The sequence below is a fragment of the Gallibacterium genomosp. 1 genome, assembly GCF_001678575.1.
Taxonomy (GTDB): domain Bacteria; phylum Pseudomonadota; class Gammaproteobacteria; order Enterobacterales; family Pasteurellaceae; genus Gallibacterium.
On the sequence record NZ_JTJP01000011.1, the window covers coordinates 1 to 19,023 of the forward strand.

A 19,023-nucleotide genomic window follows, 5' to 3' on the forward strand; every position below is an offset into this window, starting at 1 on the left:
ACGCTAACCGAGAGGTTAGCGTTTTTTTTATGTTGTTTTACATTAAAGGCTTGCTTTGAGAGAGGTGAAAGAATGAATTTACGGAAAGTTCTTTTATCTTGTTTTATTTTGGATTTCATAGAAAGTTTCTTCATAAATAGGATTGGTATAGATGTATTCTAAGTGATGAAATTTTGTTCAATAATGCATAAAACATTTTTGAGGCAGAAACTTGCGTGCATAATTGCTTGGCAAACTCCTCGTAAAATTATGTTTATATTTTTTAAGTAAGAAGAGTGGAGAAAACCAATACGCTTATTCATTGTAATTAGCATACTATTTATTTTATATAAAGAGAATTAATTAGATTGGGTAAAAATAGTAGGTCTTAATTCTTCAGCTAATTGTTTTAATGCAGTTAATAATTGATCTATTACAGTTTGATCCTGTGTCTCATATTCTAATAAACTTGCGGCCAGTCCAAATTTAGCTGATCCAAAATTACTAGGTAAAGCAATGCCATAGCAATACATCCCTTTTCTTAATTGCCCATTATCTATGGCATATCCTTGTTTTCTTATTTGGCTCATTTCTTGTTGAATTTGTTCAATACTGGTTACACCTGTATCAGTAAAAGGTTTAGGTAAATTTTCTAATAATGAAGCTAATTGTGCATCAGTAAATGTACTTAAAATTGCTTTCCCAGTAGCTGTAAATATTGCCGGGAAATGCATTCCTATTTTGAAAGTAATCCCCAAAGGTAAAGAACTATTTTTACAAGCAAGATAGATAACTTGATCTTGATTAAGTGTGGAGAGCGTTAATGTATAGGGTTCTAATTCAGGAAATTGTTTAATGGCTTGATAAAATTTATTGATCATATTCTGTTCTGCAACAAGGGCGTTTGCCCATTGAAGAATTTTCGTCCCCAACATAAATTGCTGATTTTCATTTTTTTGTACAACGCCATTATCCAACATTGTATGGAGAAGATTATGTACAGAACTTCTTGGCAAATTTAATAATTTACTCACTTCCGCAGCGGAGATCGGCTGTGTTTGTTCACTTAAAAAATTTAAAATTTGAATTGCTTTTTGTAGTGCCGGAACAAGGCTGTTTTTATTTTCTTTTTCCATTTTATTAACAAATTGTTGACTTTTTTTACGAGTTGTCGTTATTATCATATTCATAATATGAAATTATTATTCAGTATTCTGAATAATTATCATATAAAAGGGCAAAAAAAGCAAATTTATTCTAATAGACAGACAGGAGTGTTGAAATGAACGACTTAATTACTCGAATGAGAGATGCAATTCCAAATGGTGTCAGCGTAATGTGCGATTGGTTTGTAGATTCTGCATCCAATGCAATTATCAAAACAACAGATGGAAGAGAAATGATAGATTTTTATGGTGGTATAGGTGTATTAAATATTGGTCACTGTCATCCAAAAGTTATGGCGGCAGTACGTGCACAATTAGATCATTTTTCACACACTTCATTCCAAATCGTTCCTTATACTAGCTATATTGAACTTGCAGAACGTATTAATGCGTTAGTTCCTATTGATGGAAAAGTGAAAAGCCAGTTCTTCTCTACTGGTGCGGAAGCCGTTGAAAATGCAGTGAAAGTAGCAAGAGCCTACACAAAACGTAATGGTGTTATTGCTTTTGGTGGTGCGTTCCACGGACGTACTCTATTAACATTGGCTTTAACCGGTAAAGTTAATCCATATCAAGCAGATTTCGGTGCTATGCCAGCCGGTATTTATCACGCACTTTATCCATCAAAAACACAAAATATTAGCGTTGATGATGCGATTAAGAGTATTAAACGTATTTTCAAAAGCGATATTGCACCGACAGATGTAGCAGCAATCATTCTTGAACCGGTTCAAGGCGAAGGCGGTTTCAATGTATGTCCTCCGGAATTTATGCGTAAAGTTCGCGAAATTTGTGATGAACACGGCATTGTAATGATTGCAGATGAGGTTCAATCAGGATTTGCAAGAAGCGGTAAACTCTTTGCAATGGAACATTTTGATGTAAAACCGGATGTAATGACTATGGCGAAAAGTTTGGCCGGTGGTTTTGTGCTTAGTGGCATTGCAGGTAAAGCTGAAATTCTTGATGCGGCTCGTCGTGGTGGTTTAGGCGGTACTTATGCAGGTAACCCTTTAGGTGTTACTGCGGCTTTAGCGGTATTAGATGTTATTCAGGAAGAAAAAATCTTAGAACGCTCTCAACTATTAGGTGATCGTCTTCGTAAGTTCCTTGCTGATCTTAATGCACCTGAAGTTACCGATATTCGCGGTCTTGGTTCAATGGTTGCAGTTGAATTTGGTGATGATGAGAATCCAAACAGTGCATTCGCAAGCAAAGTACAAAAAATTGCAATGGAAAATAACTTAGTACTGCTTACTTGTGGTGTGCACGGTAATGTTATTCGTTTCCTTTATCCAATTACTATTGAGGATGAGTTGTTTGATCGTGCATTGTCAATTCTCAAAAATGCGATTGAACAAGCTAGAAAGGAACTTGCTTAATCACTTTCTATAAAGGAGAAAAAGATGAAATCACTTCAAGCATTGTTACAACATAAGGATGTGAGTTTTACTCAGCAGCCTGATTGGATTGAAGTTACTAATCCTGCAAATGGTGATGTATTAGCATATGTGAAGAAAACGTCAGCTGATCAGGTTAATGCGCTGATCGAGAAAGCTGCTATTGCTCAGAAAAAATGGGCTGCAAAAACAGCATTGGAACGTGCTGATATTCTTTGGCAATGGTATTACTTAGTAAAACAAAACAAAGAAGCATTGGCAAAAATTATGACAATGGAACAAGGTAAGAGCTTAACCGAATCACGTGGGGAAATCGACTATGCTGCTTCCTTTATTCGTTGGTTTGCGGAAGAAGCACGCCGTATTGATGGTGATATTTTAACCAGCACTAAAGTATCACAAAAATTATTGGTGATTAAACAACCTATCGGGGTGACTGCGGCAATTACGCCTTGGAACTTCCCGGCTGCAATGATTACCCGTAAAGCCGCGCCGGCATTAGCGGTAGGCTGTGCAATGTTGGTTAAACCGGCAAGCCAAACCCCATTAAGTGCGTATGCTCAAGCTTTATTGGCTTATCAGGCGGGCGTACCGGAAGATCTGTTCGTAATCGTAAATGGTAATGCCAGCGAGATTAGCAATACATTTGCTAATAATTCGATCGTGAGAAAAATCAGCTTTACCGGTTCAACTGAAGTGGGATCAAAAATCTTCAGCAGCAGTGCGAAAGATATTAAGAAACTCAGCCTTGAACTTGGTGGCAATGCACCGTTTATCGTGTTTGATGATGCTAATTTGGATAAAGCCGTTGATGGTTTAATTGCAAGTAAATTTAGAAATAGTGGGCAAACCTGTGTATGTACTAACCGTACTTATGTTCAAGCTGGTGTTTACGATGAATTTTGTCATCGTTTAGTGGCTAAAGTAGCTGAACTTAAATTAGGTAACGGTTTGGAAGAGGGTGTTAATCAAGGTCCTCTCATTGACGCTAAAGCTGTAAGAAAAGTAGAAGAACATATTGCTGATGCTGTATCAAAAGGTGCAGTTTGCCTTATTGGAGGTAAGCGTAGTGAATTAGGTTTTAGTTTTTTTGAGCCGACAGTGTTGTCAAATGTGACTCAGCAGATGGTTGTTGCCAAGGAAGAAACTTTTGGTCCGCTTTGCCCTGTTTTTAAATTTACTGATGAAAAAGAAGTGATTTCTTATGCTAATGATACCGAATTTGGTTTGGCTAGTTACTTGTATACACAAGATACTACAAGACAATGGCGAGTATCCGAAGCATTGGAATACGGTATGGTTGGTATTAATACTGGCTTAATCAGTAATGAAGTTGCGCCATTTGGTGGCGTAAAAGCGAGCGGTATTGGGCGCGAAGGTAGTAAATACGGAGCAGACGAGTATCTTGAGTTGAAATATCTATGCGTTGATTTAAGTGAATAATCATAAAAATTGAGGCGTGTTTTTCTTACTATTATTTTATGCAAACACAACATTTTTATTAAAACACGCCTTTAATTTATCTTTATATACAGGAGGCAAGCTATGTCTAATGGCTTAAAAACGGCAAAAATTACCTTTGCCGAAGGGATAGCTATGATTGTAGGTACCAATATTGGTGCCGGTATTTTATCGGTTTCATATGCCGCACGTAAAGCAGGTTATATGCCATTACTCTTTTGGTTGATTGTCGTTGGCATCATTACTACTATCACAATGTTGTATGTAGCCGAAGCAACATTATGAACCCAACAGCACGAGCAGTTAACCGGATTAGCACACCGTTATATTGGTAAAATGGGAGCGTGTTTAATGTTTGCCTCAGTAACGATTAATGCGCTTGGTGCGTTAATTGCTTACATGAATGGTAGCGGCGATTTATTGCACTCATTATTCGGCATTAATAAAAAATTAGGTAGTATTATTTTCTTTATACCGGCAACCTTAATTTTATATCTTGGCTTAAAAGCTTTGGGGCGAAGTGAAAAAGTTATTACTTCATTAATGGTATTAATGTTGGTTGTGCTTATTGGCGCAACATTCGCATTCCCAACTACTGATTTTAGTCGAATTTTTGACGGCAGCTGGCATTATATGATTCCGGTATTTAATTTAGTTGTGTTTATTTATTGTGCACAATATATTGTTCCAGAAATGGCGCGAGGTTTAGCGCACAAACCACAGTTGCTTCCTCGAGCAATTATTACTGGGATGTTTATTACTTTCGTTTTAATTGCTTTGGTACCGTTATCTGTCATTTCTCTTAATGGACTAGAAAATATTAGCCAGGTCGCAACAATTAGTTGGGGAGAAGCATTGGGAAGTTGGGCATTTTTTATGGCTAACGGCTTTGCTTTATTTGCGATGTTAACCTCTTATTGGGGAATTGGCGGTAGCTTCTTAACTAATATTGCGGATCGTTTTGATCTTCCTGTGGATAGTAATCGCTTGGTTCGTACCGGTGTAGTTGCGTTGGTTGCAGTACCACCGCTGTGGTTGGCTTATAGTGGAATGATTGGTTTTGTGGATGCGCTCTATTTTGCTGGTGTATTCAGTGGAGTGGTATTGAGTATTGTGCCTTATCTTATTGTTAAAGGCGTAAGAAAATCTGGTAATAAAGAACCAGAATGGCAATGCCCGAAAGTACTCACTTCGCCTGTTATCTATATCACTATTTTCATTATGTATAGCGCCAGTGCAGTGTATGCAGTGCTAGCTAAGTTGTCACTATTGCCGGCAGGCTGGTGATTTAGTACACATAAACATTGCGATACAGATAAGAGATATATAAAGCCGGTAAAGAAAACTGGCTTTATTTTTTATAGGCAAACTTCCTTTTTAATTTTTTCTATCAGTAATCTATACAAATGGACGATTACTCAGATTGGTGCAGAAAAATAACACAAAAAATCCTTGCTATTTTATTAATGTCGTATAAAATACACAGGCTTTTTTAAGCCATTTGATGTAATCATTTATCAAATGATGGCAATAATTTTTGTCATAACAAAATGTTTCCGATTGGGAAACTAAAATAGGTTAGTCGCACTTCTTTCCATTATGCAGTTGGAACTTGAGGTGTGAATTTTTTATTAATTATTTTTTGAAAATGGAGCTCTGGTCTCATGCAGAACCAAAGAATCCGTATCCGCTTAAAAGCATTTGATCATCGTTTAATTGATCAATCTACAGCGGAAATCGTAGAAACGGCAAAACGTACAGGTGCTCAAGTTCGTGGTCCAATTCCACTACCAACCCGTAAAGAACGTTTCACAGTATTGATTTCTCCACACGTAAATAAAGATGCGCGTGATCAATATGAAATCCGTACTCATAAACGTTTGGTTGATATCGTTGAGCCTACTGAAAAAACTGTTGACGCTTTAATGCGTTTGGATCTGGCTGCCGGTGTTGATGTGCAGATCAGCCTAGGTTAATTTAAGAGGTTATTACAATGATTGGTTTAATCGGTCGTAAAGTTGGTATGACTCGTATCTTCAATGAAGACGGCGTGTCTATCCCAGTTACTGTTATCGAAATCGAAGCCAACCGCGTTACTCAAGTGAAAACCCTTGAAACAGATGGCTACTGTGCAGTTCAAGTTACAACTGGCTCAAAAAAAGCAAGTCACGTAACTAAACCTGAAGCAGGTCATTTCGTTAAAGCAGGTGTTGAAGCAGGTCGCGGTTTATGGGAATTCCGTGTGGCTGAAGGTGAAGAATTCACTTTAGGTCAAGAAATTAATGTTGATATCTTCGCAGACGTGAAGAAAGTTGACGTTACTGGTACTTCAAAAGGTAAAGGCTATGCCGGTACAGTAAAACGTTGGAACTTCCGTACTCAAGATGCTACACACGGTAACTCTTTGTCTCACCGTGTTCCGGGATCAATTGGTCAAAACCAAACTCCGGGTCGCGTATTCAAAGGTAAAAAAATGTCTGGTCACTTAGGGAATGAACGTGTAACCGTTCAATCTTTAGAAGTGGTTCGTGTTGATGCTGAACGTAAATTACTATTAGTTAAAGGCGCTGTTCCTGGTGCAACTGGTGGTGATTTAATCGTTAAACCAGCAGTGAAAGCATAAGTCTAGGAGATAGGAATGGAATTAGTAACTAAAGATGCACAAAGTGCATTAACTGTTTCTGAAACTACCTTCGGACGTGAGTTTAACGAAGCGTTGGTTCACCAAGTTGTTGTTGCTTATGCAGCAGGTGCTCGCCAAGGTTCTCGTGCACAAAAATCTCGTGCTGAAGTGTCTGGTTCAGGTAAAAAACCATGGCGTCAAAAAGGAACAGGTCGTGCCCGTTCCGGTGACATTAAAAGCCCAATTTGGCGTTCTGGTGGTGTAACTTTCGCAGCTAAACCACAAGATCACAGCCAAAAAGTGAACAAAAAAATGTATCGCGGTGCAATCAAAAGCATTCTTTCTGAATTAGTTCGTCAAGATCGTTTAGTTGTTGTCGAAAAATTCGAAGTTGAAGCACCGAAAACTAAAGTTTTAGTTCAAAAATTAAAACAAATGGCACTTGATGATGCATTAATCATCACAGCAAATGTAGATGAAAATCTATATTTAGCTGCACGTAATTTATATAAAGTAGATGTACGTGATGTTCAAGGTATCGATCCAGTCAGCCTAATTGCTTTTGAAAAAGTAGTTATGACTGTAGATGCAGTTAAGCAAATTGAGGAGATGTTAGCATGAGTCAAGAACGTTTGCTAAAAGTGCTTAAAGCACCACATATCTCTGAGAAAGCAACAAATAATACTGAGAAGTCAAACACTATCGTTTTCAAAGTTGCATTAGATGCAAATAAAGCAGAGATTGCTCAAGCAGTAGCAGAATTATTTGAAGTGAAAGTGGATTCTGTACGTACAGTGGTAGTAAAAGGTAAAACTAAACGCCACGGTGCAAGAATCGGACGTCGCAGTGACTGGAAAAAAGCTTATGTAACACTTGCTGAAGGTCAAAGCTTAGACCTTGTAGAAAGTGCAGAGTAATCAGAGGAGATAATCAATGGCTATCGTTAAATGTAAGCCGACCTCCGCTGGTCGTCGTCACGTTGTAAAAGTTGTCAATCCTGAATTATATAAGGGTAAACCTTATGCACCACTTTTAGAAAAAAATGCTAAAACTGGTGGTCGTAACAATTTAGGTCGTATTACTACTCGCCATATCGGTGGTGGTCATAAACAACATTACCGTTTAATTGATTTCAAACGTAACAAGTTAGATATCCCAGCGGTGGTAGAGCGTTTAGAATATGATCCAAATCGTTCTGCTAATATTGCATTAGTATTATATAAAGACGGTGAACGTCGTTATATTTTAGCGCCTAAAGGATTGTCTGTTGGAGATCAAATCCAAGCAGGTGCAACAGCAGCAATCAAAGTTGGTAATTCATTACCAATGCGTAGTATTCCAGTTGGTACAACTGTACACAACGTGGAATTAAAACCAGGTAAAGGCGGTCAAATTGCCCGTTCTGCAGGAGCATATGTACAAATCATTGCTCGTGAAGGTAATTATGTAACACTTCGTCTTCGTTCTGGTGAAATGCGTAAAGTATTAGCTGAGTGCCACGCAACCATTGGTGAAGTGGGTAACTCTGAACATATGTTACGCGTATTAGGTAAAGCAGGTGCTAACCGTTGGAGAGGTATTCGTCCAACTGTTCGTGGTACTGCAATGAACCCAGTAGATCACCCACACGGTGGTGGTGAAGGTCGTAACTTTGGTAAACACCCAGTAACTCCTTGGGGCGTTCAAACTAAAGGTAAGAAAACTCGCCATAACAAACGTACTGATAAATATATCGTACGTCGTCGTGGTAAATAATATTAATTAAGTAAAGAGGATAAGCCATGCCACGTTCTCTCAAGAAGGGTCCTTTCCTTGACCTACACTTGTTGAAGAAGGTAGAGAAAGCGGTGGAAAGCGGGGATAAAAAACCAATTAAAACTTGGTCCCGTCGTTCAATGATCATCCCAAGTATGATTGGTTTGACCATCGCAGTCCATAATGGTCGTCAGCACGTTCCTGTTTATGTTACTGATGAAATGATCGGTCATAAATTAGGTGAATTTGCACCGACTCGTACTTACCGCGGTCACGCCGCAGATAAGAAAGCTAAGAAGTAAGGGGTAAAAGATGGAAACTATTGCAAAACATCGTTTCGCTCGCACCTCAGCACAAAAAGCTCGCTTAGTTGCTGATTTAATTCGCGGTAAAAAAGTAGCACAAGCATTAGAAATTCTTACATACACTAATAAAAAAGCAGCAGCTTTAGTGAAGAAAGTGCTTGAGTCAGCTATCGCAAATGCAGAGCACAATGACGGTGCAGATATCGATGATCTTAAAGTCGCGAAAATCTTCGTTGATGAAGGTCCTAGCATGAAACGCGTAATACCACGTGCTAAAGGTCGCGCAGATCGTATTTTAAAACGTACTAGCCACATTACTGTGGTAGTGTCAGATCGTTAATCAGTAGGAGAATAGCAATGGGTCAAAAAGTTCATCCACATGGTATTCGCCTAGGTATTGTAAAACCTTGGTCATCTACTTGGTACGCGAATACACAAGATTTCGCCGATAATTTAGACGGCGACTTTAAAGTACGTAAATTTTTAACTAAAGAGTTAGCGAATGCATCTGTTTCACGTATCACTATTGAACGTCCAGCAAAAAGTATTCGTGTAACTATTCATACTGCTCGCCCAGGTATCGTTATCGGTAAGAAAGGTGAGGATGTTGAAAAATTACGCAATGCAGTTGCAGCTATTGCAGGTGTTCCAGCGCAAATCAATATCGCGGAAGTTAAAAAACCTGAATTAGATGCAAAATTAGTTGCGGAGAGCATTGCCTCTCAATTAGAACGCCGTGTAATGTTCCGCCGTGCAATGAAACGTGCTGTACAAAATGCAATGCGTTTAGGAGCAAAAGGTATCAAAGTTGAAGTTAGCGGTCGTTTAGGCGGTGCGGAAATCGCTCGTTCTGAATGGTATCGTGAAGGCCGTGTACCATTGCATACTTTACGTGCGGATATCGATTACAATACTGCTGAAGCTAATACTACTTATGGCGTTATCGGCGTCAAAGTATGGATCTTCAAAGGTGAGATTCTTGGTGGAATGGCTGCAGTTATGCAATCAGAACAACAACAACCTGCGGATAAGCCTAAAAAAGCTCCGCGTAAAGGTCGTAAGTAAGGAGATTCGCTAAATGTTGCAACCAAAACGTACTAAATTCCGTAAAATCCACAAAGGTCGTAACCGTGGTATTGCGGCAGGTACTGATGTAAGTTTCGGTACCTTTGGTTTGAAAGCAATTGGACGTGGTCGTTTAACTGCTCGCCAAATCGAGGCAGCTCGTCGTGCGATGACTCGTGCGGTTAAACGTCAAGGTAAAATCTGGATTCGTGTTTTCCCAGATAAACCAATTACTGAAAAACCATTAGAAGTCCGTATGGGTAAAGGTAAAGGTAACGTTGAGTACTGGGTAGCCTTAATCCAACCGGGTAAAGTTCTATATGAAATGGATGGTGTGTCTGAAGAGATCGCAAGAGAAGCGTTTGCATTAGCAGCGGCTAAATTGCCTATTAAGACCACTTTCGTAACTAAGACGGTGATGTAATGAAAGCTCAAGAACTACGTACAAAAAGTGTTGAAGAGCTGAATGCTGAATTGGTTAACTTGTTAGGTGAGCAATTCAAGTTGCGTATGCAAGCAGCCACCGGTCAGCTTCAACAAACTCATCAGTTAAAACAAGTGCGTCGTCAAATTGCAGTTGTTAAGACTATTCTAACTGAGAAGGCGGGTGAGTAATGACTGATAAAATTCGTACAGTACAAGGTAAAGTAATTAGCGATAAAATGGAAAAATCTTTCACTATCGCTATCGAACGTATGGTTAAACACCCAATTTATGGTAAGTTTATCCGTCGTACTACTAAACTTCACGTACACGATGAAAACAACGAAGCAAAAGTTGGTGATATTGTAGAGATTCGTGAATGTCGTCCAATCTCTAAAACAAAATCTTGGACTTTAGTTCGTGTTGTTGAAAAAGCAGTAAGCTAATTTATTGCTGTTAAATTAAAAAATAAAATGATTTAAGCCCTTAGTATCTTAAGGGCTTTTTTATTTTTTGATGTAAAAGTTGTTTAAGTTAACATAAGCAAAATAAATTGATTGAGTGATTTTACAAAGTATTTTTTGTTATTAAATAGTGTGATTTAGGTTGCTTTTTGTCTGTCCGTTGTGCTAGAATCCGCAACCTATCCGCCCTATGGGTGAGATAGAGGTAAATTCGTCCCGAAAGGGTTTTTTTAATTTTAGCGGAGTACTAACATGATCCAAGAACAGACTATGCTAGACGTTGCTGATAATTCAGGCGCTCGTAGCGTAATGTGTATCAAGGTTCTAGGTGGCTCACACCGTCGTTATGCTGCTGTTGGTGATATCATCAAAGTTACTGTGAAAGAAGCAATTCCACGCGGTAAGGTGAAAAAAGGTGATGTGCTTAAAGCAGTTGTTGTGCGCACCAAGAAGGGTGTTCGTCGCCCAGACGGGTCAGTTATTCGCTTCGATGGTAATGCTTGCGTTATTTTAAACAATAATAGTGAGCAACCAATCGGTACACGTATTTTCGGACCGGTAACTCGTGAACTTCGCTCTGAGAAGTTTATGAAGATTATCTCTTTGGCTCCAGAAGTACTGTAAGGAGAAGTGAGAAATGGCTGCAAAAATCCGTCAAAATGATGAAGTGATAATGATCACTGGTAGCGTTGCCAAAGGTAAAGGCAAACGCGGTAAAGTAACAAAGGTATTACCTAACGGTAAAGTGATCGTTGAAGGTTTAAATATGATTGCTAAACACGAAAAACCAGTTCCTGCACTAGGAAAACAAGGTGGTATCGTGCGCAAAGAAGCACCAATTGATGTTTCTAACGTGGCAATTTTCAATCCTTCTACAAATAAAGCTGACCGAGTAGGTTTCAGATTTGAAGATGGTAAGAAAGTTCGTTTCTTCAAATCTACTGGTGAAACAATTAAATAAACTGGAGTAATGCGATGGCGAAACTGCATGATTACTACAGAGATCAAGTAGTAAACGAATTAAAAGCAAAATTCGGCTACAAATCTGTCATGCAAGTCCCACGAATCGAGAAGATAACCCTAAATATGGGTGTGGGTGAAGCATTGACCGACAAAAAATTGTTAGATAACGCAGTAGCAGATCTAACAGCAATTAGCGGTCAAAAACCTTTAATCACTAAAGCTCGCAAATCTGTTGCTGGCTTTAAGATTCGTCAGGGATATCCGATCGGTTGTAAAGTAACCCTACGCGGTGAGCGTATGTGGGAATTCTTTGAACGATTAATTTCTATTGCTGTTCCACGTATCCGTGACTTTCGTGGTTTAAATGCGAAGTCTTTCGATGGTCGTGGTAATTACAGCATGGGTGTGCGTGAACAAATCATCTTCCCTGAAATCGATTATGATAAAGTGGATCGTGTACGTGGTTTAGATATTACTATTACCACTACAGCGAAAACAGATGAAGAAGGTCAAGCACTACTTGCTGCCTTTGACTTCCCATTCCGTAAATAAGGCAGGTTACAATGGCAAAACAATCAATGAAAGCACGTGATGCAAAACGTGTTGAATTAGCTGAAAAATACTACGCGAAACGTCAAGAATTAAAGAAAATCATCTCTGATGCTAATTCTTCTGATGAAGAGCGTTGGAATGCAGTGTTAAAGTTACAAACTTTACCACGCGATTCAAGCCCAATTCGTCAACGTAACCGTTGCCGTCAGACAGGTCGTCCACACGGTGTGTTACGTAAGTTTGGTTTAAGCCGTATTAAGGTTCGTGAAGCTGCAATGCGCGGTGAAATTCCAGGCCTTAGAAAAGCGAGTTGGTAATATACCACTTTATTTTGGAATCATGGGAGTAAATACACATGAGCATGCAAGATCCAATCGCAGATATGTTGACCCGTATTCGTAACGGTCAAGCTGCAAATAAGGTAGCGATCAACATGCCTTCATCCAAGCTAAAAGTGGCAATTGCCGACGTTCTAGCTAAAGAAGGTTATATTGAGAGCTTCAAAGTTGTTGAAGGTGTTAAACCTGAATTGGAAATTACTTTAAAATATTTCCAAGGAAAACCAGTTGTAGAAAGTATTCAGCGTGTAAGCCGTCCAGGTTTACGTATTTATAAACGTAAAGATGAATTACCAAAGGTTCTTGGTGGTTTAGGTATTGCTGTTGTTTCTACATCTAAAGGTGTAATGACCGATCGAGCTGCGCGTCAAGCAGGCTTGGGCGGTGAAATTATTTGTTACGTAGCTTAATAGAGAGGTAGGAAGATGTCTCGTGTCGCAAAAGCACCTGTTAATATTCCTGCCGGCGTAGAGATAAAACTCGACGGACAGCTATTAACAGTTAAAGGTAAGAATGGCGAGTTAACTCGCGAAATTAACAAAGCAGTTGAAGTAACTATTGAAAATAACGCATTACATTTTTCTCCACGTGTAGAAATTGATGGATCTAATGCACAATCTGGTACAGCCAGAGCATTAGTAAATGCAATGGTTATTGGTGTTACAGAAGGATTTACTAAGAAATTACAATTAGTTGGTGTTGGTTATAGAGCACAACTTAAAGGTAATGTATTAGCGTTGAACTTGGGTTATTCTCATCCAATTGAACACACATTACCGGCAGGTATTTTAGCAGAATGTCCTTCTCAAACAGAAATTGTTTTAAAAGGCGCAGATAAGCAATTAATCGGGCAGGTTGCTGCAGATATTCGTGCTTACCGCCGTCCTGAACCTTATAAAGGTAAAGGGGTACGTTACGCTGATGAAGTGGTACGTACTAAAGAGGCTAAGAAGAAATAAGTAGGGTAACACTATGGATAAAAAATTGGCTCGTATTCGTCGTGCAACCCGTGCGCGTCGTATGATTAAAGAGCAAGGTGCAACACGTTTGGTAGTACATCGTACTCCACGTCATATTTATGCTCAAGTAATTGCACCTAACGGTTCAGAAGTGCTTGCTACAGCTTCTACTCTTGAGAAGGCGATTCGTGAGCAAGTTAAATATACTGGAAATAAAGAAGCTGCAGCAGTAGTTGGTAAATTAGTTGCTGAACGCGCTTTAGGAAAAGGTATTAAAGAAGTTGCTTTTGACCGTTCTGGTTTTAAATATCATGGCCGTGTGCAGTCGTTGGCAGACGCTGCTCGTGAAGCTGGTCTACAGTTCTAATAGAGGTAATTTGAGATGGCAAACATCGAAAAACAAACTGGTGAACTGCAAGAGAAGCTAATCGCGGTAAACCGTGTATCTAAAACAGTAAAAGGTGGTCGTATTATGAGCTTTACTGCTTTAACAGTAGTAGGTGATGGAAACGGTCGCGTTGGTTTTGGTTACGGTAAAGCTCGTGAAGTTCCGGCAGCAATCCAAAAAGCGATGGAAAAAGCACGTCGCAATATGATTAATGTAGCTTTGAAAGAAGGTACACTACAACACCCTATAAAAGGGACTCATACTGGTTCTCGTGTATTTATGCAACCAGCAAGCGAAGGTACAGGTATCATCGCAGGTGGTGCAATGCGTGCAGTATTGGAAGTTGCAGGTATTCGTAACGTATTGTCAAAAGCATACGGTTCGACAAACCCAATCAACGTGGTTCGTGCTACGATTGATGCATTAGCTAATATGAAATCACCAGAAATGGTTGCAGCTAAACGTGGTAAAACCGTTGATGAAATCTTGGGGTAATTGATCATGACAAAAACTATTAAAGTAACACAAACTCGTAGTTCAATTGGTCGTTTACCAAAACATAAAGCTACTTTACGTGGTTTAGGTCTTCGTCATCTTAACCACACTGTTGAATTAGTTGATACTGCAGCAGTACGAGGTATGATCAATCAAGTATCATACATGGTTAAAGTGGAGGAGTAATAAATGCGTTTAAATACTCTATCTCCGGCTGAAGGTGCTAAACACAGTGCTAAACGTCTTGGGCGTGGTATTGGTTCTGGTTTAGGTAAAACTGGTGGTCGTGGACATAAAGGTCAAAAATCACGCACTGGCGGTGGTGTAAGACGTGGATTTGAAGGTGGTCAAATGCCTTTATACCGTCGTCTACCTAAATTTGGTTTCACTTCAGTGAAAGCAGCAGTTACTGCTGAAGTTCGTTTAAGTGATTTAGCAAAAGTTTCTGGAAATGAAATTACTTTAGAAACTCTCAAAGATGCAAAAGTTATTTCATCAGATATTCAATTTGTAAAAATCATTCTTTCAGGTGAAGTCAAGTCTGGCGTAGTTATTCGTGGATTACGCGTAACTAAAGGTGCTAAAGCAGCAATTGAAGCTGCTGGTGGTTCAATCGAGGAATAATTAACAGATGGCTAAACAACCGGGGTATCAAAATAGAAGTACTCAGAGCGGTACGAGTGAATTAAAGCGGCGCTTACTATTTGTTTTGGGAGCGTTAATTGTTTTCCGTATTGGTTCTTTCATCCCGGTTCCTGGCATTGACTCTGCTGTATTGGCACAAGTTATTGAACAACAAAAAGGCACAATCGTAGATATGTTTAATATGTTCTCCGGTGGTGCCTTAAGCCGTGCATCAGTATTTGCTTTAGGGATCATGCCTTATATTTCGGCATCGATCATTATTCAGCTATTGACGTCTGTTTATCCTGCATTAGCAGAATTGAAGAAAGAAGGTGAAGCTGGTCGCCGGAAAATCAGTAAATATACTCGTTATTCTACATTAGCGTTAGCAACAATTCAGGCAATAGGTATTTCAACAGGATTACCTAATATGCTCCCTGGATTAGTACCTAATTTAGGATTTGGGTTTTATTTTACTGCTGTAATTAGTTTAGTAACTGGAACAATGTTCTTAATGTGGTTAGGTGAACAAATTACAGAAAGAGGGGTCGGAAACGGTATTTCTTTAATTATCTTTGCTGGGATTGTTGCGGGATTACCATCAGCAATTGCGCATACAATTGAACAAGCGCGTCAAGGTCAGATGCATCTGTTGGTTCTCTTATTGATTGCTGTTGTTGTATTTGCAGTAACTTATTTTGTTGTATTTGTAGAACGTGGGCAAAGAAGACTAGTTGTTAATTATGCTAAGCGGCAACAAGGGCGCCATATGTTAGCAGCACAAAGTTCTCATTTGCCACTTAAAGTGAATATGGCAGGTGTTATCCCAGCTATCTTTGCTTCGAGTATTATTTTATTCCCAGCTACAATTACACAATGGTTTGGTCAAGGACAAGGGTTGGACTGGTTAAATGACTTATCAATGTTATTACATCCTGGACAGCCTTTATATTTGATTTTATATGCAGTTGCGATCATATTTTTTAGCTTCTTCTATTCTGCAATGCAATATAATCCAAGAGATACAGCAGATAATTTGAAAAAATCTGGTGCATTTTTGCCAGGGATTAGACCGGGGGAACAAACATCACGTTATATTGATAAGATAATGACTCGTTTAGCTTTGATCGGCGGTCTTTATGTTACTTTTGTGTGTTTAGTTCCGTATATTATGACATCAGCTTGGAATGTTCAGTTTTACTTCGGTGGAACATCCCTATTGATTGTTGTAGTAGTAATTATGGATTTCATCGCTCAGGTTCAAAGTCATTTGATGTCAAGTCAATATGAATCGGTGTTGAAAAAAGCAAACCTTAAAGGGTCAAGACAATAAAATTGTCTTTAATTTAGAAAAAGGATAAGCAATGAAAGTTCGTGCGTCCGTAAAGAAATTATGTCGTAACTGTAAGATTGTTAAACGTGAAGGCGTAGTTCGTGTGCTTTGCAGCGATCCTAAACATAAACAACGTCAAGGTTAATTTGATATATTTTTCTTGAAAAGAATCGGTTGAGTGGGTATACTGCTCAACTCTTTTGTATAGTGTATTGGTATGTTGTTTGAGTATCCTGAAACGGGCTTTTCAGATCAACATACCAGATTAGTTAAATAATAGGAGTGCATAGTGGCCCGTATTGCAGGCATTAACATTCCTGATCATAAGCACGCTGTAATTGCTTTAACAGCAATCTATGGTATCGGTAAAACCCGTGCTCAACATATTTGTGATGCAGTGGGTATTGCAGGAAGCGTTAAGATCAGCGAATTGTCTGAAGAGCAGATTGATAAACTGCGTGACGAAGTTGGTAAATTTACTGTTGAAGGTGATTTACGCCGTGAGGTAACACTAAACATCAAACGTCTTTTAGACTTAGGATGCTACCGTGGTTTACGTCATCGTCGTAGCTTACCGGTACGTGGTCAACGTACTAAAACTAACGCGCGTACCCGTAAGGGACCACGCAAACCGATCAAGAAATAATCGGGGTAAATGATAATGGCTAAAACACCAGTTCGTGCACGTAAGCGTGTAAAAAAACAAGTTGTAGATGGCGTGGCTCATATTCATGCTTCTTTCAACAATACTATTGTTACAATCACTGATCGCCAAGGAAACGCCCTAGCTTGGGCTACTGCAGGTGGATCAGGTTTCCGTGGTTCTCGTAAATCTACTCCGTTTGCGGCACAGGTTGCTGCAGAACGTTGTGCCGAAATGGTTAAAGAATTCGGCTTAAAGAACTTGGAAGTTATGGTAAAGGGACCTGGTCCTGGTCGTGAGTCAACAATCCGCGCATTAAATGCTGCAGGATTTCGCATCACTAATATTACTGATGTGACTCCGATTCCTCATAACGGTTGTCGTCCACCGAAAAAACGTCGTGTATAAGACGTATTAGGATAGTTGGAGAAAGAAAATGGCAAGATATTTGGGGCCTAAGCTCAAACTAAGCCGTCGTGAGGGCACAGACTTATTTTTGAAGTCTGGTGTTCGTGCGATTGAGTCTAAATGTAAGATTGATACTGCACCAGGTCAACACGGTGCACGTAAGCCACGTTTATCTGACTATGGTAGTCAATTACGTGAGAAACAAAAAGTTCGTCGTATGTACGGAATTTTAGAACGTCAGTTCCGTAACTATTACAAAGAAGCTAACCGTTTGAAAGGTAACACTGGGGAAAACTTATTAGTGTTATTAGAAGGACGTTTAGATAATGTTGTGTATCGTATGGGATTTGCAGCAACACGTGCAGAAGCTCGTCAATTAGTTAGCCATAAGGCTATTATTGTTAATGGACGTGTAGTAAATATTCCTTCTTTCCAGGTTTCTGTTGATGATATTATTGCAGTACGTGAAAAATCTAAAAAGCAAGCACGTATTAAAGCGTCATTAGAATTAGCAGAACAAAAAGAAAAACCAACTTGGTTAGAAGTCGATGCTGCTAAAATGGAAGGTGTTTTCAAACGTGTTCCGGAACGTTCTGATTTATCAGCAGACATTAACGAACATCTGATCGTTGAGCTTTATTCTAAATAATAGAGCTTAACAGCAAAGAGAGGATAAAATGCAGGGTTCTGTTACAGAATTTTTAAAGCCACACTTAGTTGATATTGAGCAAATTAGCCCTACTCACGCTAAAGTGACCTTGGAGCCGTTAGAACGAGGCTTTGGCCACACATTAGGTAATGCTTTACGTCGCATTCTTTTGTCATCTATGCCAGGTTGCGCAGTGACTGAAGTAGAGATTGACGGTGTATTGCATGAGTACAGTAGTAAAGAAGGGGTTCAAGAAGATATTCTTGAAGTTCTTTTAAACTTAAAAGGTCTAGCGGTTAAAGTGCAGAATAAAGATGACGTATTTCTGACACTGTCAAAATCTGGAATTGGCCCTGTTGTTGCCGCAGATATCACTCATGATGGTGATGTTGAAATCGTTAATCCAGATCATATCATTTGTTATTTGACAGATGAAAATGCCTCTATTAATATGCGCATTCGTGTGCAGCGTGGCAGAGGATACGTTCCTGCGTCTTCGCGCTCACATGATGAAGAACGCCCTATAGGTCGTTTGTTGGTAGATGCATGCTATAGTCCTGTTGATCGTATTGCTTATAATGTTGAAGCAGCACGTGTTGAACAGCGTACTGACTTAGATAAGTTAGTTATTGAGATGGAAACTAATGGAACATTAGATCCAGAAGAGGCGATTCGTCGTGCAGCAACTATTTTAGCAGAACAGCTTGATGCATTCGTTGATTTGCGTGATGTTCGTCAACCAGAAGTCAAAGAAGAAAAACCGGAATTTGATCCGATTCTACTTCGTCCAGTAGATGACTTAGAGTTGACAGTTCGTTCTGCTAACTGTTTGAAAGCAGAAACAATTCACTATATCGGTGATTTAGTTCAACGTACAGAAGTTGAGTTACTTAAAACTCCTAATCTTGGTAAGAAATCTCTTACTGAAATTAAGGATGTATTAGCTTCACGTGGACTATCACTAGGTATGCGCCTTGAGAATTGGCCACCAGCAAGTATTGCTGAAGACTAGTTTGGTCATAGGTTAAAG

At 39.2% G+C, this 19,023-nt stretch carries 30 protein-coding genes and 1 pseudogene; 30 read left to right on the forward strand and 1 reads right to left on the reverse strand.

What is annotated here, in order from left to right:
• Positions 1 to 338 precede the first annotated feature (338 nt).
• Positions 339 to 1,169: an IclR family transcriptional regulator gene (locus tag QV04_RS02935; RefSeq protein WP_231924184.1), complete on the reverse strand. Its 831-nt coding sequence runs from the start codon at positions 1,167 to 1,169 to the stop codon at positions 339 to 341.
• Between the two features lie 92 nt (positions 1,170 to 1,261).
• Here QV04_RS02935 and gabT point away from each other — a divergent pair, with 92 nt between their 5' ends.
• From gabT to QV04_RS03085, 30 genes and pseudogenes are all read left to right on the forward strand, one after another.
• Positions 1,262 to 2,527 (forward strand): 4-aminobutyrate--2-oxoglutarate transaminase, encoded by a 1,266-nt coding sequence (gabT, locus tag QV04_RS02940; RefSeq protein ID WP_065231475.1) that lies wholly within the window; start codon positions 1,262 to 1,264, stop codon positions 2,525 to 2,527.
• A 24-nt stretch (positions 2,528 to 2,551) separates the two neighbouring features.
• Positions 2,552 to 3,988, forward strand: a complete 1,437-nt coding sequence (locus QV04_RS02945) for an NAD-dependent succinate-semialdehyde dehydrogenase (protein WP_065231476.1) — start codon at positions 2,552 to 2,554, stop codon at positions 3,986 to 3,988.
• A gap of 102 nt (positions 3,989 to 4,090) precedes the next feature.
• Positions 4,091 to 5,293 (forward strand): annotated as a pseudogene (locus tag QV04_RS02950) (aromatic amino acid transport family protein).
• A 377-nt stretch (positions 5,294 to 5,670) separates the two neighbouring features.
• Positions 5,671 to 5,982 carry a 30S ribosomal protein S10 gene (rpsJ, locus tag QV04_RS02955; protein WP_001181005.1) on the forward strand — a complete coding sequence of 104 codons (312 nt, stop codon included), beginning with the start codon at positions 5,671 to 5,673 and terminating at the stop codon, positions 5,980 to 5,982.
• A 17-nt stretch (positions 5,983 to 5,999) separates the two neighbouring features.
• The gene (gene rplC, locus QV04_RS02960) at positions 6,000 to 6,629 is read left to right on the forward strand and encodes a 50S ribosomal protein L3 (protein WP_013745963.1); all 630 of its coding nucleotides are present in this window, start codon (positions 6,000 to 6,002) and stop codon (positions 6,627 to 6,629) included.
• Positions 6,630 to 6,644: 15 nt separating this feature from the next.
• A complete protein-coding gene (rplD, locus tag QV04_RS02965) occupies positions 6,645 to 7,250 on the forward strand; it encodes a 50S ribosomal protein L4 (RefSeq protein ID WP_013745962.1) in 606 nt (201 codons plus the stop codon).
• Positions 7,247 to 7,546 (forward strand): 50S ribosomal protein L23, encoded by a 300-nt coding sequence (gene rplW / locus QV04_RS02970; protein ID WP_013745961.1) that lies wholly within the window; start codon positions 7,247 to 7,249, stop codon positions 7,544 to 7,546. Before rplD ends, rplW begins: the two co-directional genes overlap by 4 nt.
• A 16-nt stretch (positions 7,547 to 7,562) precedes the next feature.
• Positions 7,563 to 8,384, forward strand: coding sequence for a 50S ribosomal protein L2 (rplB, locus tag QV04_RS02975; RefSeq protein WP_018346240.1), 822 nt, complete (start codon positions 7,563 to 7,565; stop codon positions 8,382 to 8,384).
• 26 nt (positions 8,385 to 8,410) lie between these two features.
• Positions 8,411 to 8,686 carry a 30S ribosomal protein S19 gene (gene rpsS, locus QV04_RS02980; protein WP_013745959.1) on the forward strand — a complete coding sequence of 92 codons (276 nt, stop codon included), beginning with the start codon at positions 8,411 to 8,413 and terminating at the stop codon, positions 8,684 to 8,686.
• Between the two features lie 10 nt (positions 8,687 to 8,696).
• Positions 8,697 to 9,029, forward strand: coding sequence for a 50S ribosomal protein L22 (gene rplV, locus QV04_RS02985; protein WP_065231477.1), 333 nt, complete (start codon positions 8,697 to 8,699; stop codon positions 9,027 to 9,029).
• A 17-nt stretch (positions 9,030 to 9,046) separates the two neighbouring features.
• The gene (gene rpsC / locus QV04_RS02990) at positions 9,047 to 9,754 is read left to right on the forward strand and encodes a 30S ribosomal protein S3 (RefSeq protein WP_013745957.1); all 708 of its coding nucleotides are present in this window, start codon (positions 9,047 to 9,049) and stop codon (positions 9,752 to 9,754) included.
• A 13-nt stretch (positions 9,755 to 9,767) separates the two neighbouring features.
• Entirely contained in the window at positions 9,768 to 10,178 is a 411-nt protein-coding gene (rplP, locus tag QV04_RS02995; protein WP_013745956.1) for a 50S ribosomal protein L16, read from the forward strand.
• A complete protein-coding gene (gene rpmC / locus QV04_RS03000; protein ID WP_013745955.1) occupies positions 10,178 to 10,369 on the forward strand; it encodes a 50S ribosomal protein L29 in 192 nt (63 codons plus the stop codon). Before rplP ends, rpmC begins: the two co-directional genes overlap by 1 nt.
• Positions 10,369 to 10,623 carry a 30S ribosomal protein S17 gene (gene rpsQ, locus QV04_RS03005; RefSeq protein WP_039137116.1) on the forward strand — a complete coding sequence of 85 codons (255 nt, stop codon included), beginning with the start codon at positions 10,369 to 10,371 and terminating at the stop codon, positions 10,621 to 10,623. Before rpmC ends, rpsQ begins: the two co-directional genes overlap by 1 nt.
• 270 nt (positions 10,624 to 10,893) lie before the next feature.
• Positions 10,894 to 11,265: a 50S ribosomal protein L14 gene (gene rplN, locus QV04_RS03010; protein ID WP_013745953.1), complete on the forward strand. Its 372-nt coding sequence runs from the start codon at positions 10,894 to 10,896 to the stop codon at positions 11,263 to 11,265.
• A 13-nt stretch (positions 11,266 to 11,278) separates the two neighbouring features.
• Positions 11,279 to 11,602 (forward strand): 50S ribosomal protein L24, encoded by a 324-nt coding sequence (rplX, locus tag QV04_RS03015; protein ID WP_013745952.1) that lies wholly within the window; start codon positions 11,279 to 11,281, stop codon positions 11,600 to 11,602.
• A 14-nt stretch (positions 11,603 to 11,616) separates the two neighbouring features.
• Complete coding sequence (gene rplE / locus QV04_RS03020; RefSeq protein ID WP_013745951.1) at positions 11,617 to 12,156, forward strand: 50S ribosomal protein L5; 540 nt, start codon at positions 11,617 to 11,619, stop codon at positions 12,154 to 12,156.
• Positions 12,157 to 12,167: 11 nt separating this feature from the next.
• The gene (rpsN, locus tag QV04_RS03025) at positions 12,168 to 12,473 is read left to right on the forward strand and encodes a 30S ribosomal protein S14 (RefSeq protein ID WP_039137113.1); all 306 of its coding nucleotides are present in this window, start codon (positions 12,168 to 12,170) and stop codon (positions 12,471 to 12,473) included.
• Positions 12,474 to 12,511: 38 nt separating this feature from the next.
• A complete protein-coding gene (gene rpsH, locus QV04_RS03030; RefSeq protein WP_018346238.1) occupies positions 12,512 to 12,904 on the forward strand; it encodes a 30S ribosomal protein S8 in 393 nt (130 codons plus the stop codon).
• Positions 12,905 to 12,919: 15 nt separating this feature from the next.
• Positions 12,920 to 13,453, forward strand: a complete 534-nt coding sequence (gene rplF / locus QV04_RS03035) for a 50S ribosomal protein L6 (RefSeq protein WP_039137111.1) — start codon at positions 12,920 to 12,922, stop codon at positions 13,451 to 13,453.
• A 13-nt stretch (positions 13,454 to 13,466) separates the two neighbouring features.
• Positions 13,467 to 13,820 (forward strand): 50S ribosomal protein L18, encoded by a 354-nt coding sequence (gene rplR, locus QV04_RS03040; RefSeq protein ID WP_065231478.1) that lies wholly within the window; start codon positions 13,467 to 13,469, stop codon positions 13,818 to 13,820.
• Between the two features lie 15 nt (positions 13,821 to 13,835).
• A complete protein-coding gene (rpsE, locus tag QV04_RS03045; RefSeq protein ID WP_065231479.1) occupies positions 13,836 to 14,336 on the forward strand; it encodes a 30S ribosomal protein S5 in 501 nt (166 codons plus the stop codon).
• Positions 14,337 to 14,342: 6 nt separating this feature from the next.
• Entirely contained in the window at positions 14,343 to 14,522 is a 180-nt protein-coding gene (gene rpmD / locus QV04_RS03050; protein WP_039172277.1) for a 50S ribosomal protein L30, read from the forward strand.
• A gap of 3 nt (positions 14,523 to 14,525) precedes the next feature.
• Positions 14,526 to 14,960, forward strand: a complete 435-nt coding sequence (rplO, locus tag QV04_RS03055) for a 50S ribosomal protein L15 (protein WP_039137109.1) — start codon at positions 14,526 to 14,528, stop codon at positions 14,958 to 14,960.
• Positions 14,961 to 14,967: 7 nt separating this feature from the next.
• A complete protein-coding gene (gene secY, locus QV04_RS03060; protein ID WP_013745943.1) occupies positions 14,968 to 16,293 on the forward strand; it encodes a preprotein translocase subunit SecY in 1,326 nt (441 codons plus the stop codon).
• A gap of 31 nt (positions 16,294 to 16,324) precedes the next feature.
• Positions 16,325 to 16,438, forward strand: a complete 114-nt coding sequence (rpmJ, locus tag QV04_RS03065) for a 50S ribosomal protein L36 (RefSeq protein WP_005548767.1) — start codon at positions 16,325 to 16,327, stop codon at positions 16,436 to 16,438.
• A 144-nt stretch (positions 16,439 to 16,582) separates the two neighbouring features.
• Positions 16,583 to 16,939 (forward strand): 30S ribosomal protein S13, encoded by a 357-nt coding sequence (rpsM, locus tag QV04_RS03070; protein ID WP_013745942.1) that lies wholly within the window; start codon positions 16,583 to 16,585, stop codon positions 16,937 to 16,939.
• Positions 16,940 to 16,954: 15 nt separating this feature from the next.
• Entirely contained in the window at positions 16,955 to 17,344 is a 390-nt protein-coding gene (gene rpsK / locus QV04_RS03075) for a 30S ribosomal protein S11 (protein WP_012072238.1), read from the forward strand.
• A 28-nt stretch (positions 17,345 to 17,372) separates the two neighbouring features.
• Positions 17,373 to 17,993 carry a 30S ribosomal protein S4 gene (gene rpsD, locus QV04_RS03080; RefSeq protein ID WP_065231480.1) on the forward strand — a complete coding sequence of 207 codons (621 nt, stop codon included), beginning with the start codon at positions 17,373 to 17,375 and terminating at the stop codon, positions 17,991 to 17,993.
• A gap of 28 nt (positions 17,994 to 18,021) precedes the next feature.
• Positions 18,022 to 19,005 (forward strand): DNA-directed RNA polymerase subunit alpha, encoded by a 984-nt coding sequence (locus tag QV04_RS03085; protein WP_065231481.1) that lies wholly within the window; start codon positions 18,022 to 18,024, stop codon positions 19,003 to 19,005.
• Positions 19,006 to 19,023 lie beyond the last annotated feature (18 nt).